The following is a 14,946-nucleotide window of genomic DNA, read 5'->3' on the forward strand; positions in this document are numbered from 1 at the left end:
GCCCTTCCCGCGTCGGGAAGAGCCCCTTACAGGTGAACCGGCACGGTTCACATCATGTCTTCGATCTCCGCGGCGATCGGGTCGGCGTCGGTGCCGATGACGACCTGGATCGCGGTGCCCATCTTGACGACACCGTGGGCGCCGGCGGCCTTCAGGGCGGCATCGTCCACCAGCGAGGCGTCGTTGACCTCAGTGCGCAGCCGGGTGATGCAGCCCTCGATCTCCTCGATGTTGTCGAGTCCGCCGAGTGCGGCGACGATCTTCTCAGCCTTGCTGGCCATGTCCTGTCTCCCTGACTTCCCTGATCCGAACCGCTTGGTCGCAGTAACCCACAGTTGGCCCATCTTCGCGAGCGGTCGTGCCGTACGTGCCCAATGATGGCGATCACGGCAGCGGAACCGTCCGTCGACTGGTCTACACCACCACGGGGACGGTAGCCAAACCGCGTCCGACGAACCGCGTGCGAGTCGAGTGGCCGGAGGTCGCCCATGAGCGCCGAGAGCGCAGGCAGCGCCACTCCTGCGGTCAGTCCGGTACGGGAGCGCTGGAACCGCGCCTTCCAGGGCCTGCAGAAGATGGGCCGCAGCCTCCAGCTGCCGATCGCGGTGCTGCCCGCGGCGGGCATCCTCAACCGGCTGGGCCAGCCGGACGTGTTCGGCAAGGACGGGCTGGGCTGGACGGACGTCTCCAAGGTCATGGTGGGGGCGGGCGGTGCCCTGCTCGACGGCTCCCTCGGCCTGCCGCTGCTGTTCTGCGTGGGCGTCGCGATCGGCATGGCGAAGAAGGCGGACGGCTCGACGGCGCTCGCGGCGGTGGCGGGCTTCCTCGTCTACTACGGCGTCCTGCACCAGTTCCCCGAGTCGTGCCCCGGCGGGGCGAAGGTGATCCCGCAGGTCGGCTGCCAGGTGACCGTGGGCACGGGGACGGGCTCGGTGACGCCCTTCGCCTTCCAGAACCCGGGCGTCTTCGGCGGCATCGTGATGGGTCTGCTGGCCGCCTTCTTCTGGGCCCGCTTCCACCGCACCAGGCTGGTGGACTGGCTCGGCTTCTTCAACGGCCGCCGGCTGGTACCGATCATCATGGCGTTCGTCGCGATCGTCTTCGCGGCGCTGTGCCTGTGGATCTGGCCGCCGATCGGCAGCGGGCTGGAGAGCTTCAGCCACTGGCTGCGGGACGCGGGCGCCTGGGGCGCGGGCGTCTTCGGGGTGGCGAACCGCGCGCTGCTGGTGGTCGGCCTGCACCAGTTCCTGAACGTGCCCATCTGGTTCCAGTTCGGCAGCTACACCAAGCCGGACGGCACGGTGGTGCACGGCGACATCAACATGTTCCTGGCGGGCGATCCGCACGCGGGCCAGTTCACCTCGGGCTTCTTCCCGATCATGATGTTCGCGCTGCCGGCGGCGGCACTGGCGATCACCCACTGCGCCAGGCCGCACCGGCGCAAGGAGGTCGGCGGCCTGATGCTCTCGGTGGCGCTGACGTCGTTCGTGACGGGCATCACCGAGCCGATCGAGTACTCCTTCCTCTTCATCGCGCCCGTGCTGTACGCCGTCCACGCCGTGCTCACCGGCGCCTCGATGGCGGTGACCTGGGGGCTCGGCGTGCACGACGGCTTCAGCTTCTCGGCCGGCCTGATCGACTATGTGATCAACTGGAACCTGGCGACCAGACCGTGGGCGATCATCCCGATCGGCCTGTGCTTCGCGGCCGTCTACTACGCCGTCTTCCGGTTCGCCATCACGAAGTTCGACCTGAGGACACCGGGCCGCGAGCCGGAGGACGAGGTCGAGGACATCACCAAGGCCTGACCCCGGGGGCCGAAAGTCACCGTGGACAAAGGCCCTTAGGTTCCTTTAGCACATCAGCACGCCGCGTAGCGTGCCGGTAGCGGATTTCGCGGTTCCTTATCCCACCTTCATCGTGCTACAACAGGTCTACACCACTGAGTGGTGTAGACCACCACCGATGGAGGAACCATCCATGAGCACCGCCACCGCCACGGCGGCCCCCGCAAAGAAGCGGGGATCCGGCCTGTTCCAGGGCCTGCAGAAGGTCGGCCGCAGCCTCCAGCTCCCGATCGCCGTACTGCCGGCGGCAGGCATCCTGCTCCGTCTCGGACAGCAGGACGTCCATGACAAGCTGCACCTGCCCGACAAGGTTACGGCGGTGTTCGCCACGGCCGGTGGTGCGATCTTCGACAATCTCCCGATGCTGTTCTGCATCGGCGTCGCGATCGGCTTCGCCAAGAAGTCCGACGGCTCGACGGCACTCGCCGCCCTGGTCGGCTTCCTGGTCTACAGCAACGTGCTGAAGGCGTTCCCGCTGACCCAGCAGCACATCGAGAGCGGCAAGATAGTCGAGGCCACCTACAACAACCCCGGTGTGCTCGGCGGCATCCTGATGGGTCTGTTCTCCGCCGTGCTGTGGCAGCGCTACCACCGCAAGAAGCTGGTGGACTGGCTCGGCTTCTTCAACGGCCGCCGGCTGGTGCCGATCATCATGGCCTTCGTCGGCACGCTGATGGGCGTCTTCTTCGGGCTGATCTGGAAGCCCATCGGTGAGGGCATCTCCCACGCCGGTGAGTGGATCACCGGTCTCGGCGCGCTGGGCGCGGGTCTGTTCGGTCTGGTCAACCGCGCGCTGATCCCGGTCGGCATGCACCAGTTCGTGAACACCGTCTCCTGGTTCCAGATCGGCGACTACAAGAACTCCGCCGGTCAGATCGTCCACGGTGACCTCAACCGCTTCTTCGCCGGTGACCCGCACGCCGGTATGTTCATGTCGGGCTTCTTCCCGATCATGATGTTCGGTCTGCCGGCCGCGGCGATCGCCATCGCCCACTCGGCCCGTCCCGAGCGCCGCAAGGCCGTCCTCGGCATGATGGTCTCGCTCGCCCTGACCTCGTTCGTCACCGGTGTGACCGAGCCCATCGAGTTCACCTTCATGTTCATCGCCCCGCTGCTGTACGCGATCCACGCGGTGCTGACGGCGCTGTCCATGGCGGTCACCTGGGCGCTCGGCGTGCACGCGGGCTTCACCTTCTCCGCGGGCTTCATCGACTACGCGCTCAACTGGAACCTCGCGACCAAGCCATGGCTGATCATCCCGATCGGCCTGGTGTTCGCGGCGATCTACTACGTGGTCTTCCGCTTCGCGATCACCAGGTTCAACCTCCCCACCCCGGGCCGCGAGCCCGAGGAGGAGATCGAGGACCTCACGAAGGCGTGACGGTCACGGTATGACGGCAAGGCCCCCGGAGCGCTGCGGCTCCGGGGGCCTTCGTCATGTGCAGGGGGCGTCAGATCTCGTACGTGACCCGCGGCGTGGCCAGTTCCACCGGACCGGAGAACACCTCACGCGCGTGGCGGAGGTTGACCTGGGGGTCGGTCCACGGCGGAACGTGGGTGAGGACCAGGCGCCGGGCTCCGGCCCGCGCGGCCGTCTCACCCGCCTCACGGCCGTTGAGGTGGAGGTCGGGGATCTCCTCCTTGCCGTGCGTGAACGCGGCCTCGCACAGGAACAGGTCGGCGTCCCGGGCCAGCTCGTCCAGGGCCTCGGTGACGCCCGTGTCGCCGGAGTACGTCAGGGTCCGCCCCGCGTGCTCGACGCGGATGGCGTACGCCTCCACGGGGTGGCGGACCCGCTCGGTGTGCACCGTGAACGGGCCGATGTCGAACGTGGAGGGCTTGACCGTGTGGAAGTCGAAGACCTCGCTCATCGAAGAGGCGGAAGGGACGTCGTCGTAGGCCGTGGTCAGGCGCTGTTCGGTGCCCTCGGGGCCGTAGACCGGGATCGGGTCGCAGCGGCCGCCGTCGTGGCGGTAGTAGCGCGCGACGAAGTACGCGAGCATGTCGATGCAGTGATCGGCGTGCAGATGGCTGAGGAAGATCGCGTCGAGGTCGTAGAGACCGCAGTGGCGCTGCAGCTCGCCAAGGGCGCCATTGCCCATGTCGAGGAGCAGCCGGAAGCCGTCGGCCTCGACGAGGTAGCTCGAGCAGGCCGATTCCGCGGACGGGAACGACCCCGAGCAGCCGACGACGGTGAGCTTCATGAAGCAGAAACCTCCGTTGGCGGGAAAGATCAAATGGGCAGGAAAACGGGGGTCGTGCGGTTTGTCGAGCGTAAGGCGCGAAAGCGCGGGTCGCTCCTCCGCAAAGGGCCGTTGTGGGCGAACTCACCTGCGCTGTCACCGGTTCGGCTGGACCGGGGGCGCAGAAGGATCCGCCAAGGGCGCGCGATTACCGACGCGCGCCGGTAACGTCGTCGTATGGACACGTCATGGTGGCTGGCGCTCGCGGCGGTGGTCCTGCTCGCGCTGGTCGCCACGCTCATCGACGGCTGGGGCCGCGGTCGCCGGCCCGGTGGGCGGCGCCTTCGGCCGCCGGGCCGCGCGGGTAAGCGCACGCGTGCCGCCCGGCCGGTTCCGGGCGACATCTGGTGGGCGGACGTCCCCTATGAGGACCGCGCGGAATCGTCCGGGGCCGCGCGGAGCGCGTCGGACCGGGCGGTGGCGGCCGACGGCCGGTCGAAGGACCGGCCTTGTCTGGTGCTGGCGGTGCGCGGGAACCGGGCCACGGTCGCGAAGATCACCAGCAAGTTCCACGACGAACGGTCCGGGGTGATCCCGCTGCCCCCGGGCGCGGTCGGCGACGCCCGGGGCAGGCCCAGCTTCCTGGAGACCGACGAACTGCGCGAAGTGCCGGTCGGCGACTTCCGGCGCCGGGTCGGCGTGGTCGACCCGGTGCTGTGGGACCAGGTACGGCACCTGGCGGGTTAGCTACTTCACGGTCACCGTGACCATCCACTCCTGGATGCCCTTGCAGGACACCCCGCCCGGTGCGGTGGGCTCGGCGCACAGGGGCCGGGTGGAGGTCAGCTTCGCGGTGCCGTCGGCCGCCGCGCGGAACGCGGCCGTGGCGTCGCCGGACTGCAGGGCGAGGCCCGCGTTGATGCCCTTGAGGGCGGTGCCGCTGGTCATGACCGGCTTCCAGGGTCGGGACTTGGTGCCGTCCAGGGTCAGCCGGACCTCGCCGCCCTTGGCCACGCACACGGTGCGGCCGGTGTCGGCGGCCTTCAGCTCGACGGTGGAGGCGCAGCCGCCCGAGGCGGGCGCGGAGGGCGCCGACGGTGACACCTTCCCGGCGCCTTTGGTGTCCGTGTCCGAGCCGCTCTTCGAGCCGCATCCGGCAAGGAGCAGCACGGCGCCCGCGAGGGCGAGGGACGTCGTCGTCGTACGGCGCATGGGGGTTCGCCTTTCTGCCGTGGCCGTGGGGAGCGGCCTTGTGGTGCAGATGAGACGTAGCGGCGGGCAGAAAGGATCCCGCACGCGGAGAATCTCCGCGTGCGGGATCACTGGAGCGTTCGCAGGGTCAGCCGGTCGTCAGGGCGGTGTCGTCCACGACGAAGCTGGTCTGCAGCGAGGAGTCCTCCACGCCGTTGAACTTGAGGGTGACCGTCTGGCCCGCCAGCGAGGACAGGTCGAAGGTCTTCTGCGCGTAACCCGAGTTGGCGTTCAGGTTCGAGTACGTCGCCAGGGACTGCGAACCGGCGGTGACCGTCAGCTTGTCGTACGCGGTGCTGGTGGTGGTCTCGGCGGTGTCGATGTGCAGGTAGAAGGTGAGCGTGGCCTTGCAGCCGGCCGGGATCGTCACCGACTGGGACAGGGTGTCGGTGTGCGAGGAGCCGTAGCCGTCGAGCCAGGCCTTGTACGAGCCGCTGTGCGCGGCCTCACCGGAGTCGTTGGTGATGACACCGCTGGTCGCGGTCCAGCCGGTGCTGCCCGACTCGAAACCGGGGTTGGCCAGCAGCTGGGACGAGGTGCAGCCGCCACCGCCGGAGCCGACGGTCCAGGTGAAGGAGGTCGAGCCGGTGGCGCCGGTGGAGTCCTTCGCGGTGACCGTGACCTGGTAGGTGCCGGCGGTGGACGCCGTACCGGAGATCAGGCCGGTGGAGCTGTTGATGGACAGGCCGGTCGGCAGGCCGGAGGCGCTGTAGGTGAGCGAGGCGCCGCCGCTGTCCGAGGCGCTGATCTGGAGGCTGACCGAGCTGCCCGTGGTGGTGGACTGGCTGCCGGGGTTGGTGACCGTCACGGTGTTGCCGCCGGTGCCGCCCCCGGAGGTGAAGGCGGCGGTGCCGTTCGGGGTGCCCCAGCCGGTCGGGCCGTCGTAGCCGGTGCCGGCGGTGCAGAAGTACGACGGGGAGCAGCTGCCGTTGCTGCCGCTGGTGACGTCGTACAGGTTGCCGGTGTGCTGGTACGGGTACTTCGCCGGGTAGTCGCCGGAGCCCGGGGTGCCCGCGAGGGCGTAGACCGAGGCGATGATCGGCGAGGAGGCGCTGGTGCCGCCGTAGACCGCCCAGCCGGAGCCGCCGTAGGTGTCGTAGACCGCCACGCCCGTGGCCGGGTCGGCGACCGCGGAGACGTCGGCCTCCATGCGCTTGGAGCAGCCGGTGTCGGTCTGCCAGCTCGGCTTCGGGTCGTAGGCCGAGCAGCCCGAGCCGGTGCCCTCGGTGGAGCTGGTGTTCCAGACGGACTCGCTCCAGCCGCGGGAGTTGGAGGCGGTGGAGAGCGCGGTGCCGCCGACGGCGGTCACGTACTGGGAGGTCGCCGGGTACTCGGCGCCGTAGCCGGAGTCACCCGCGGAGACGGTGATCGCGACACCCGGGTGCTGGAAGTACTGGCTGTCCTCGCTGGTCTGCGAGGAGGCCTCGGAGCCGCCCCAGCTGTTGGAGACGAACTTGGCGCCGAGCGAGACGGCCTCGTTCTCGGCGATGCCGAGGTCGGTGTCGTTCGCGGAGTTGGCCTCGACCAGGACGATGTTGCAGTTCGGGCAGACCGCGCTGACCATGTCGATGTCGAGCATCTCTTCGCCGGCCCAGCCGCTGTCGTTGGTCGGCAGCGAGGTGGTGGAACCGGTCTGGCTGACCTGCTTGAAGCAGCCGTTGGCCTTGGTGCAGGCGGACAGGCCGTACGTGGAGCGGTAGGTGGCCAGGTCCGACTCGGCGTTGGGGTCGTTGTAGGCGTCCACGATGCCGACGGTCATGCCGGAACCGGCCGACGTGGGCAGGTTGTAGGCGCTGTGCAGGTTCGCCGGCGACAGGCCCGAGGGCGTCGCGGCGGCGAGCGCCGAGGCGAGACGCTGCTTGATGTCGGTACGGCGCTGGGCGAAGCAGGACGCGTGGCCCGGCTCGGCGGTGGCGCACAGGTGCTGGGTCGGCACCTTCTGGCCGGCCTTGCCGGTGGTGTGGAACGTCTGCCGCTCGGGGTCGGTCAGCGCCTTGGAGTTCTGGGTCACCTTGGAGGTGTGGGGCGCGGGAGCGGCCGCCTGGGCCGCCCCTGCCGTCGGTGCCGCGACGAGCCCGGCGACGGTGAGAGCAAGGGCGGGGAAGGCGACGGCGACGAGTCTTCGAAGACTCCGTCTCCGGCTGCTCGGGCGTGACTCACGCATGGGGTGCTGCCTCCGGTTAGAAGTGGGGATTCGCACTGGGTTGGCAGGCCCGTGACGCGCGTAGCGGCGGTGGAACCGCGCAGTCATGAGCATGACACTCACAGACACCCCGCATGACACCGAGTGAGCGTGGCATGACAGGGTGCGGGGAGGAACGTAGCTCCGGCCCGGGCGTCACGGGCAGTGCCGGACGCATTTCTTTGCCTTGCCGTAGGAATGGCTTAGCCCCCTCATAGGAGGGGGCTAAGGCGTGCTTGAGGCGATTCGGGCCCTGGCACAGGCCCGCTCGAGAAGCGGACCGGCCTGCTCAGGCCCAGAGCTGGCCCTGCAGCGTCTCGATGGCCTCTTCGGTGGTGGCCGCCGTGTAGACACCGGTGGACAGGTACTTCCAGCCGCCGTCGGCGACGACGAAGACGATGTCGGCGGACTCCCCCGCCTTGACCGCCTTGTTGCCCACGCCGATCGCCGCATGCAGGGCGGCGCCGGTGGAGACGCCCGCGAAGATGCCCTCCTGCTGGAGGAGTTCACGGGTGCGGGTGACCGCGTCGGCCGAGCCGACCGAGAAGCGGGTGGTCAGCACGGAGGCGTCGTACAGCTCCGGGACGAAGCCCTCGTCGAGGTTCCTGAGGCCGTACACCAGGTCGTCGTAGCGCGGTTCGGCGGCGACGATCTGGATGCCCGGCCGGTGCTCGCGCAGGTAGCGGCCGACCCCCATCAGGGTGCCGGTGGTGCCGAGGCCCGCCACGAAGTGGGTGACGGAGGGGAGGTCGGCGAGGATCTCCGGGCCCGTGGTCGCATAGTGGGCGCCGGCGTTGTCCGGGTTGCCGTACTGGTACAGCATCACCCAGTCGGGGTGCTCCGCGGCCAGTTCCTTGGCCACCCGCACGGCGGTGTTGGAGCCGCCCGCGGCCGGCGAGGAGATGATCTGCGCACCCCACATGCCGAGCAGGTCGCGGCGCTCCTGCGAGGTGTTCTCCGGCATCACGCACACCATGCGGTAGCCCTTGAGCTTGGCCGCCATGGCCAGCGAGATACCGGTGTTGCCGGAGGTCGGCTCCAGGATCGTGCAGCCCGGGGTGAGCCGGCCGTCCTTCTCCGCCTGCTCGATCATGTGCAGGGCCGGACGGTCCTTGACCGAGCCGGTGGGGTTGCGGTCCTCCAGCTTGGCCCAGATACGGACGTCGGAAGACGGCGATAGCCGCGGCAGGCGCACCAGAGGGGTGTTGCCCACCGCGGCCAGCGGCGAGTCGTAGCGCATCAGTGGTCAGCGAGCCTTAGCGCATGCCGCCGGCGACCGCCGGCAGGATCGTGACGGTGTCGCCGTCGGACAGCTTGGTGTCGATGCCGTCGACGAAGCGGACGTCCTCGTCGTTCAGGTACACGTTGACGAACCGGCGCAGCTTGCCGTCCTCCACGATGCGGGCCTGGATGCCCGCGTGCCGCGTCTCGAGATCGGCGAACAGCTTGGCGAGGGTGTCACCGCTGCCCTCCACCGCCTTCTCACCGTTGGTGTACGTGCGGAGGATGGTCGGGATGCGGACCTCGATGGCCATGGTGGCGGGCTCCTGTCGTAAGGCGTCGTCGGGGCAGCGGGCTCGGTGCGTCAGCTGAGGGCGAGCACCACCGTCAGAACCATGGGCTCATCGTATCGATTCCCGGTCCCCGGCCCGGAGTGTGATCCCATATGCCGGACCAATTTCGACCACAGTCCGAGATCAGTAGGCCTGCACGACTTTGACCTCCTCTTCCGTGACCTCTCCGTCCACGATCCGGAACGAACGGAACTGGAAGTCACCGAGGCCGTCGGTGTCGGCGGTGGACACGAGGACGTAGTGCGCGCCGGGCTCGTTGGCGTAGGAGATGTCGGTGCGCGAGGGGTGGGCCTCGGTCGCGGTGTGGGAGTGGTAGATGATCACCGGCTCCTCGTCGCGGTCGTCCAGCTCGCGGTAGAGCTTGAGCAGGTCCTGCGAGTCGAACTCGTAGAAGGTGGGCGAGCGGGCCGCGTTCAGCATCGGGATGAACCGCTCGGGGCGGCCGGCGCCCACCGGGCCGGCGACCACGCCGCACGCCTCGTCGGGGTGGTCCTCGCGCGCGTGGGCGACGATCTGGTCGTACAGGGCCTGGGTGATGGTCAGCATGCCGGCAAGGATAAGCAGTGGGGCCGCCCCGTACCGAGGTGTGGTACGGGGCGGCCCACATGATGGACGTCCTGAGCGGCAGCCGCCGGGGGCGCCACGAGTGCTCCCGGCGGCGGACGTCCTTGCGGGGCGTCCGCAGGGGGTGTCAGCGCTTGGCGAAGGCCGCGGCCTCCGGGTTGCGGCGCTTGAGCCCCCAGTAGGAGACGCCGAGGATCACGGCCCACAGGGGGGCACAGTACAGCGAGACCCGGGCGTCCTTGTCGATGCCCATGAGCACGATCACCATGAGGATGAACAGCAGCGCGAAGACGCTCGTGTACGGCGCGCCCGGTGCACGGAACTCGCTCTGCGGCAGCTCGCCCCGGTCGGCCTTCATCCGGTAGCGGATCTGGCAGACCAGGATGACGATCCAGGCCCACATGCCCGAGATGGTCGCGAAGGACACCACGTAGTCGAACGCCTTGCCCGGCCACTGGTAGTTGATCCAGACGCCGACGAGCATCAGCGCGGCGGAGAACGTGGTGCCGACGAGCGGGGTACCACTGGGTGTCAGCTTGGTGAACACCTTGGGTCCCTGGCCGTTCTGGGCCAGGTCGCGCAGCATGCGGCCGGTGGAGTACATGCCGGAGTTGCAGGAGGACAGCGCGGCCGTCAGGACGACGAAGTTCACGATGCCGGCGCCGACGGACAGGCCCATCTTCTGGAAGGCGGCCACGAAGGGGCTCACGCCCGGGTGGAACTCGGTCCACGGCACGACCGACAGGATCATGATCAGCGCGCCGACGTAGAAGACGGCGATGCGCCACGGCACCGTGTTGATCGCCTTCGGCAGCACCTTCTTGGGGTCCTTGGACTCGCCCGCGGTCACTCCGACCAGTTCGACGGCGAGGAAGGCGAACATGACCATCTGCAGGGTCATCAGGGTGCTGCCGACGCCGTGCGGGAAGAAGCCGCCGTCGTTCCACAGGTGGCTGACCGAGGCGGTCTTGCCCGCGTCGGAGAAGCCGACGGTCAGAATGCCGACGCAGATGAGGATCATGCCGATGATGGCGGTGACCTTGACCATGGAGAACCAGAACTCCAGCTCACCGAAGAGCTTCACGGAGATCAGGTTGGCGGCGTACAGCACGATCGTGAAGATCAGGGCCGAGACCCACTGCGGGATGTCGAACCAGTACGTCATGTAGGCGGCCGCGGCCGTGACCTCGGTGATGCCGGTGACCACCCAGAACAGCCAGTACGTCCAGCCGGTGACGAAGCCCGCGAAGGGGCCGATGAACTCGCGCGCGTACTCCGAGAACGAACCCGACACCGGGCGGTACATCAGCAGTTCGCCGAGCGCCCGCATGATCAGGAAGATGACCAGACCCGCGACCGCGTACGCCAGGATCAGGCTGGGGCCGGCCTTGGAGATGCCCTTGCCCGCGCCGAGGAAGAGGCCGGTGCCGATGGCACCGCCGATGGCGATCATCTGGATCTGCCGGGCCCCGAGCCCGCGCTGATACCCCTCGCCGCCCTCGCCGTCCCGCACGGCCTCATTGCCGTCGCGATGCTGATCGACCTGCGCTGAGGTCATGTGTGGTGCGCCTTTCTCCATGCCGAACCGCGACCCTTCGTCGGCCTCGGATCGGGTTTCGATCCCCCCGGATTGATGGAGCTGTGCCTGGCCGACGGTCGTCGGCTCGGTGGCGCACCCGGCCGAACATGGGTGGTGTTCGCCGGGCGGTCGTGAAGATTTATCACGGCCGCAATACTGATCACAGGGGTGAGCTGTGGCGCATCACACAGGGAAAAGAGGACAAAGAACGCCCAAATGCGGCAAAACCGGCCGCAATGGTGACAGGATCGTTATCCGGATTTGAGCGTCCGCTGAGCGAACACTCGTACACCGCAAAAAACCGGTGCGCCAAGGCCCGCAGCTACGGCATCAGGGTGGTCACCAGGGTCTCCTGCAGCCCGCCCAGCCACAGATACGCCATCACCATCGGCTTGCGCGGATCCTCGTCCGGGAGCCGGTAGAGCAGGTCGGTGTCGTCCTCGTCGGTGATCTCCAGCCGGGCACCGATCGCGAGCCGCAGGTCGTTCAGGGCGCTGAGCCACTGCTTCGACTCCCCCGGCGCCAGCTTGAGCACCGCGCCGCCCTCGTCCACCGGGGCGAGCGCGTCGAGCGTGCGGATCACGGCGAGCGCGTTCTCCCGCTTGCCGGCGCGCAGGTCGTTCTCGGTGTAGCGGCGGAACTCGGCGGAGTGGGCCCGCTGCTCATCGGCCTCGGCGGGCGAGGCGGGGGCCTGCTCCGGATCGCTGTAGGCGTCCGGGAAGAGCCTTCTGAGCACCGGATCGGCGGGCGGCTCGCTGGGCCCTTCCGCGAACAGCTCGGCGAGCGGGTCCTCGGGGGCCTCCGCGCCCGGGCCCGGGCCGATCAGTTCCAGGAGCTGGACGGCCAGCGACCGGATGATGGAGATCTCGACGTCGTCGAGTGCGACGGCTGCGCCGCCGCCGGGAAGCGGTTCGAAATGTCCAGGCATCGAAATGGGTTCGCTACTTCCGGTCCTGCTGCAGGGTGGCCCACAGTCCGTAGCCGTGCATCGCCTGCACGTCGCGCTCCATCTCCTCGCGGCTCCCGCTGGAGACGACCGCCCGGCCCTTGTGGTGGACGTCGAGCATGAGCTTGGTGGCCTTGTCCTTGGAGTAGCCGAAGTACGACTGGAAGACGTACGTCACATAGCTCATGAGGTTGACCGGGTCGTTGTGCACGATGGTGACCCAGGGGACGTCGGGCTCGGGTACGGCGAAGACCTCCTCCGCCGACTCGGTGCGTTCGATCTCTACGGGCGCGGGTGACGTCACAGTGCCCATGCTGCCACGCTCAGCGAAAATCGTCACACTGACGAAATGGGGGTACCATCGGTTGCCATGAACACAGCGGACCTTGGGCTGCCGGTGGATGTTCCCTCGACAGCGCTCTTCACGGACCAGTACGAGCTGACGATGCTCCGGGCGGCGCTCAAGGCCGGTACGGCCGAACGGCGGAGCGTGTTCGAGGTCTTCACCCGGCGGCTGCCGCACGGGCGCCGCTACGGCGTGGTGGCGGGCACCGGGCGCGTCCTGGACGCGGTGGAGAACTTCCGCTTCGACGCGGACGTCCTCGGCTTCCTGCGCGAGCGGAAGATCGTCGACGAGGAGACCCTCGAGTGGCTCGCCGACTACCGCTTCAGTGGTGACATCTGGGGCTACCCCGAGGGAGAGGTGTACTTCCCCGGCTCGCCGATCATGCGCGTCGAGGGCACCTTCGCCGAGTGCGTACTGCTGGAGACGGTGATCCTCTCCATCCTCAACCACGACTCCGCGATCGCCGCGGCCGCCTCCCGGATGGCCTCCGCCGCCGGGGACCGTCCGCTGATCGAGATGGGCGCCCGCCGCACCCACGAGCTGGCGGCGGTGGCCGCGGCCCGGGCGGCGTACGTCGGCGGTTTCGCGACCACGTCCGACCTGGCGGCGGGCTTCCGCTACGGCATCCCCACGGTCGGCACCTCGGCCCACGCCTTCACCCTGCTCCACGACCGCGAGCGGGACGCCTTCCGGGCCCAGGTCGACACCCTCGGCCGGGGCACCACCCTGCTCGTGGACACCTACGACGTCGCCGAGGCCGTCCGTACGGCGGTGGAGGTGGCCGGCCCCGAGCTGGGCGCGGTCCGCATCGACTCCGGCGACCTGCTGCTCGTCGCGCACCGGGTGCGCCAGCAGCTGGACGAGCTGGGCGCGACGAACACGAAGATCGTCGTGACGTCCGACCTGGACGAGTACGCCATCGCCTCGCTCGCCGCGGCTCCCGTGGACGCGTACGGCGTCGGCACCCAGCTGGTCACCGGCTCCGGGCACCCGACCTGCTCCATGGTCTACAAGCTGGTCGCCCGCGCCGAGTCCGGCGACCCCGGGGCGCCGCTGGTGCCGGTCGCGAAGAAGTCCAGCGGCGGCAAGACCTCCCTCGGGGGCCGCAAGTGGGCGGCCCGCCGGCTGGACGAGGACGGAATCGCCGAGGCCGAGATCGTCGGCACCGGGCCGGTGCCGCCCGCGCTGGCCGACCGGCAACTGCTGGTCGAGCTGGTCAAGGGCGGGGACGTGCTCACCCGCGAGCCGCTGGACGTCCCCCGGGACCGCCACATCGCCGCCCGCGCGAATCTCCCCCTCTCCGCCACCCAGCTCTCCCGGGGGGAACCCGTGCTCGCGACGGAGTACGTCACCGAGCGCCCGGGTGGCGAGAACGGGTCCGCCGTCCAGAGCCTCGAGCGCCCCCTCCCGCCCGGGCCGGGAAGTCTCTAGGCTCAGTTGATTAGCCCTCCCCCGGGCTCTGCGGGCCCGGGGGTACCCCCACCGAAGGACACCCGCCATGCGCCGCGCCTTGATCGTCGTAGACGTGCAGAACGACTTCTGCGAGGGGGGCAGCCTCGCGGTGTCCGGCGGCGCCGATGTCGCCGCCGCCGTCACGGAGCTGATCGGCCAGGCCGCCGGGACGGGGTACCGGCACGTGGTCGCCACCCGCGACCACCACATCGCCCCCGGCGGCCACTTCGCCGACAACCCCGACTTCGTCCGCTCCTGGCCCGCGCACTGCGTGGCGGGTACGGAGGGTGTCGGCTTCCACCCGAACTTCGCCCCGGCCGTCGCCTCCGGCGCGGTCGACGCGGTCTTCGACAAGGGGGCGTACTCGGCGGCCTACAGCGGTTTCGAGGGCGCGGACGAGAACGGCGTGTCGCTGGCCGACTGGCTCCGCGACCGCCGGATCGACGAGGTCGACGTGGTCGGCATAGCGACCGACCACTGCGTACGGGCCACCGCCCTGGACGCCGTGCGGGAGGGCTTTCGCACCCAGGTGCTGCTGGACCTCACGGCAGGCGTCTCCTCGCAGACGACCGAGAGCGCGCTGGAGGAGATGCGGGAGGCGGGCGTGGAGCTGACGGGCAAGCCGGTGGTCAGCGGCTGAGTCCTACTGGACCACCGCCGACCTGCGAAGAAGTGCCCTGATCGGGTGCCACAGCTCGTTCACCATGACACCGTTGTCGGCCGGGGCCGTGCGCCATATCAGACCGTCCGGATGGTGCAGCACCGCCGTGATCTCGTCCGGGGTCGGAGGCGCGGCGTTCCCCCGGAGGTAGATCGCGCGCAACCCCAGATTGCGCAGCCTGGTCAGGGCTCGGGCGCGGTTCTGGGCATGCACCAGTACCCGCACCGCGGCGGAGCCGTAGGGCAGATTCAGCGCCACCACGACCGTGCCGTTCGGCAGCTTGCTAAAGCCTCCAGCGGCCATGCCGTCACATCCCCGTTTCGGTCGGTGTCAATAAGCGGTCCACATGACGCACCTAAAC

16 protein-coding genes are annotated in these 14,946 nt (G+C 69.1%); 5 read left to right on the forward strand and 11 right to left on the reverse strand.

The window, feature by feature from the left end:
- Positions 1-47 precede the first annotated feature (47 nt).
- Positions 48-281, reverse strand: coding sequence for a glucose PTS transporter subunit EIIB (locus tag GQF42_RS18170; RefSeq protein WP_158921235.1), 234 nt, complete (start codon positions 279-281; stop codon positions 48-50).
- Positions 282-488: 207 nt separating this feature from the next.
- Between GQF42_RS18170 and GQF42_RS18175 the strand changes: the two genes are divergently transcribed.
- Both GQF42_RS18175 and GQF42_RS18180 read left to right on the forward strand, forming a co-directional pair.
- On the forward strand, positions 489-1,808 hold the full coding sequence (locus tag GQF42_RS18175) for a PTS transporter subunit EIIC (RefSeq protein WP_158921237.1): 1,320 nt from the start codon (positions 489-491) through the stop codon (positions 1,806-1,808).
- A 172-nt stretch (positions 1,809-1,980) separates the two neighbouring features.
- Positions 1,981-3,228, forward strand: a complete 1,248-nt coding sequence (locus tag GQF42_RS18180) for a PTS transporter subunit EIIC (RefSeq protein ID WP_158921239.1) — start codon at positions 1,981-1,983, stop codon at positions 3,226-3,228.
- A 70-nt stretch (positions 3,229-3,298) separates the two neighbouring features.
- On the opposite strand, the gene GQF42_RS18185 is transcribed toward GQF42_RS18180, so the two are convergent.
- Positions 3,299-4,051, reverse strand: a complete 753-nt coding sequence (locus tag GQF42_RS18185; protein WP_158921241.1) for an MBL fold metallo-hydrolase — start codon at positions 4,049-4,051, stop codon at positions 3,299-3,301.
- A gap of 216 nt (positions 4,052-4,267) precedes the next feature.
- Here GQF42_RS18185 and GQF42_RS18190 point away from each other — a divergent pair, with 216 nt between their 5' ends.
- A complete protein-coding gene (locus GQF42_RS18190; protein WP_158921243.1) occupies positions 4,268-4,777 on the forward strand; it encodes a type II toxin-antitoxin system PemK/MazF family toxin in 510 nt (169 codons plus the stop codon).
- On the opposite strand, the gene GQF42_RS18195 is transcribed toward GQF42_RS18190, so the two are convergent.
- The 8 genes from GQF42_RS18195 to clpS all read right to left on the reverse strand — a co-directional run bounded on the left by GQF42_RS18195 (position 4,778) and on the right by clpS (position 12,439).
- Positions 4,778-5,242: a hypothetical protein gene (locus GQF42_RS18195; RefSeq protein WP_158921245.1), complete on the reverse strand. Its 465-nt coding sequence runs from the start codon at positions 5,240-5,242 to the stop codon at positions 4,778-4,780.
- Positions 5,243-5,369: 127 nt separating this feature from the next.
- Positions 5,370-7,445 (reverse strand): putative Ig domain-containing protein, encoded by a 2,076-nt coding sequence (locus GQF42_RS18200; protein WP_158921247.1) that lies wholly within the window; start codon positions 7,443-7,445, stop codon positions 5,370-5,372.
- Positions 7,446-7,752: 307 nt separating this feature from the next.
- A complete protein-coding gene (locus GQF42_RS18205) occupies positions 7,753-8,703 on the reverse strand; it encodes a PLP-dependent cysteine synthase family protein (RefSeq protein ID WP_158921249.1) in 951 nt (316 codons plus the stop codon).
- A 16-nt stretch (positions 8,704-8,719) separates the two neighbouring features.
- Positions 8,720-8,998, reverse strand: coding sequence for a MoaD/ThiS family protein (locus tag GQF42_RS18210; RefSeq protein WP_158921251.1), 279 nt, complete (start codon positions 8,996-8,998; stop codon positions 8,720-8,722).
- A gap of 162 nt (positions 8,999-9,160) precedes the next feature.
- Positions 9,161-9,583 carry a Mov34/MPN/PAD-1 family protein gene (locus GQF42_RS18215; RefSeq protein ID WP_158921253.1) on the reverse strand — a complete coding sequence of 141 codons (423 nt, stop codon included), beginning with the start codon at positions 9,581-9,583 and terminating at the stop codon, positions 9,161-9,163.
- Between the two features lie 145 nt (positions 9,584-9,728).
- Positions 9,729-11,159: an amino acid permease gene (locus GQF42_RS18220; protein ID WP_158921255.1), complete on the reverse strand. Its 1,431-nt coding sequence runs from the start codon at positions 11,157-11,159 to the stop codon at positions 9,729-9,731.
- A 343-nt stretch (positions 11,160-11,502) separates the two neighbouring features.
- Positions 11,503-12,108 (reverse strand): DUF2017 domain-containing protein, encoded by a 606-nt coding sequence (locus tag GQF42_RS18225; protein WP_158921257.1) that lies wholly within the window; start codon positions 12,106-12,108, stop codon positions 11,503-11,505.
- 13 nt (positions 12,109-12,121) lie between these two features.
- Complete coding sequence (gene clpS / locus GQF42_RS18230) at positions 12,122-12,439, reverse strand: ATP-dependent Clp protease adapter ClpS (protein WP_158921259.1); 318 nt, start codon at positions 12,437-12,439, stop codon at positions 12,122-12,124.
- A gap of 57 nt (positions 12,440-12,496) precedes the next feature.
- On the opposite strand from clpS, the gene GQF42_RS18235 reads away from it, so the two are divergent.
- Positions 12,497-13,903, forward strand: a complete 1,407-nt coding sequence (locus GQF42_RS18235) for a nicotinate phosphoribosyltransferase (RefSeq protein ID WP_233273378.1) — start codon at positions 12,497-12,499, stop codon at positions 13,901-13,903.
- A 67-nt stretch (positions 13,904-13,970) separates the two neighbouring features.
- Complete coding sequence (locus tag GQF42_RS18240) at positions 13,971-14,564, forward strand: nicotinamidase (RefSeq protein ID WP_158921261.1); 594 nt, start codon at positions 13,971-13,973, stop codon at positions 14,562-14,564.
- Between the two features lie 3 nt (positions 14,565-14,567).
- Here GQF42_RS18240 and GQF42_RS18245 read toward each other — a convergent pair whose 3' ends face one another.
- Positions 14,568-14,888: a hypothetical protein gene (locus GQF42_RS18245; protein ID WP_158921262.1), complete on the reverse strand. Its 321-nt coding sequence runs from the start codon at positions 14,886-14,888 to the stop codon at positions 14,568-14,570.
- Positions 14,889-14,946 lie beyond the last annotated feature (58 nt).

The organism is Streptomyces broussonetiae (assembly GCF_009796285.1).
In the GTDB taxonomy this organism is placed as follows: Bacteria; Actinomycetota; Actinomycetes; order Streptomycetales; family Streptomycetaceae; genus Streptomyces; species Streptomyces broussonetiae.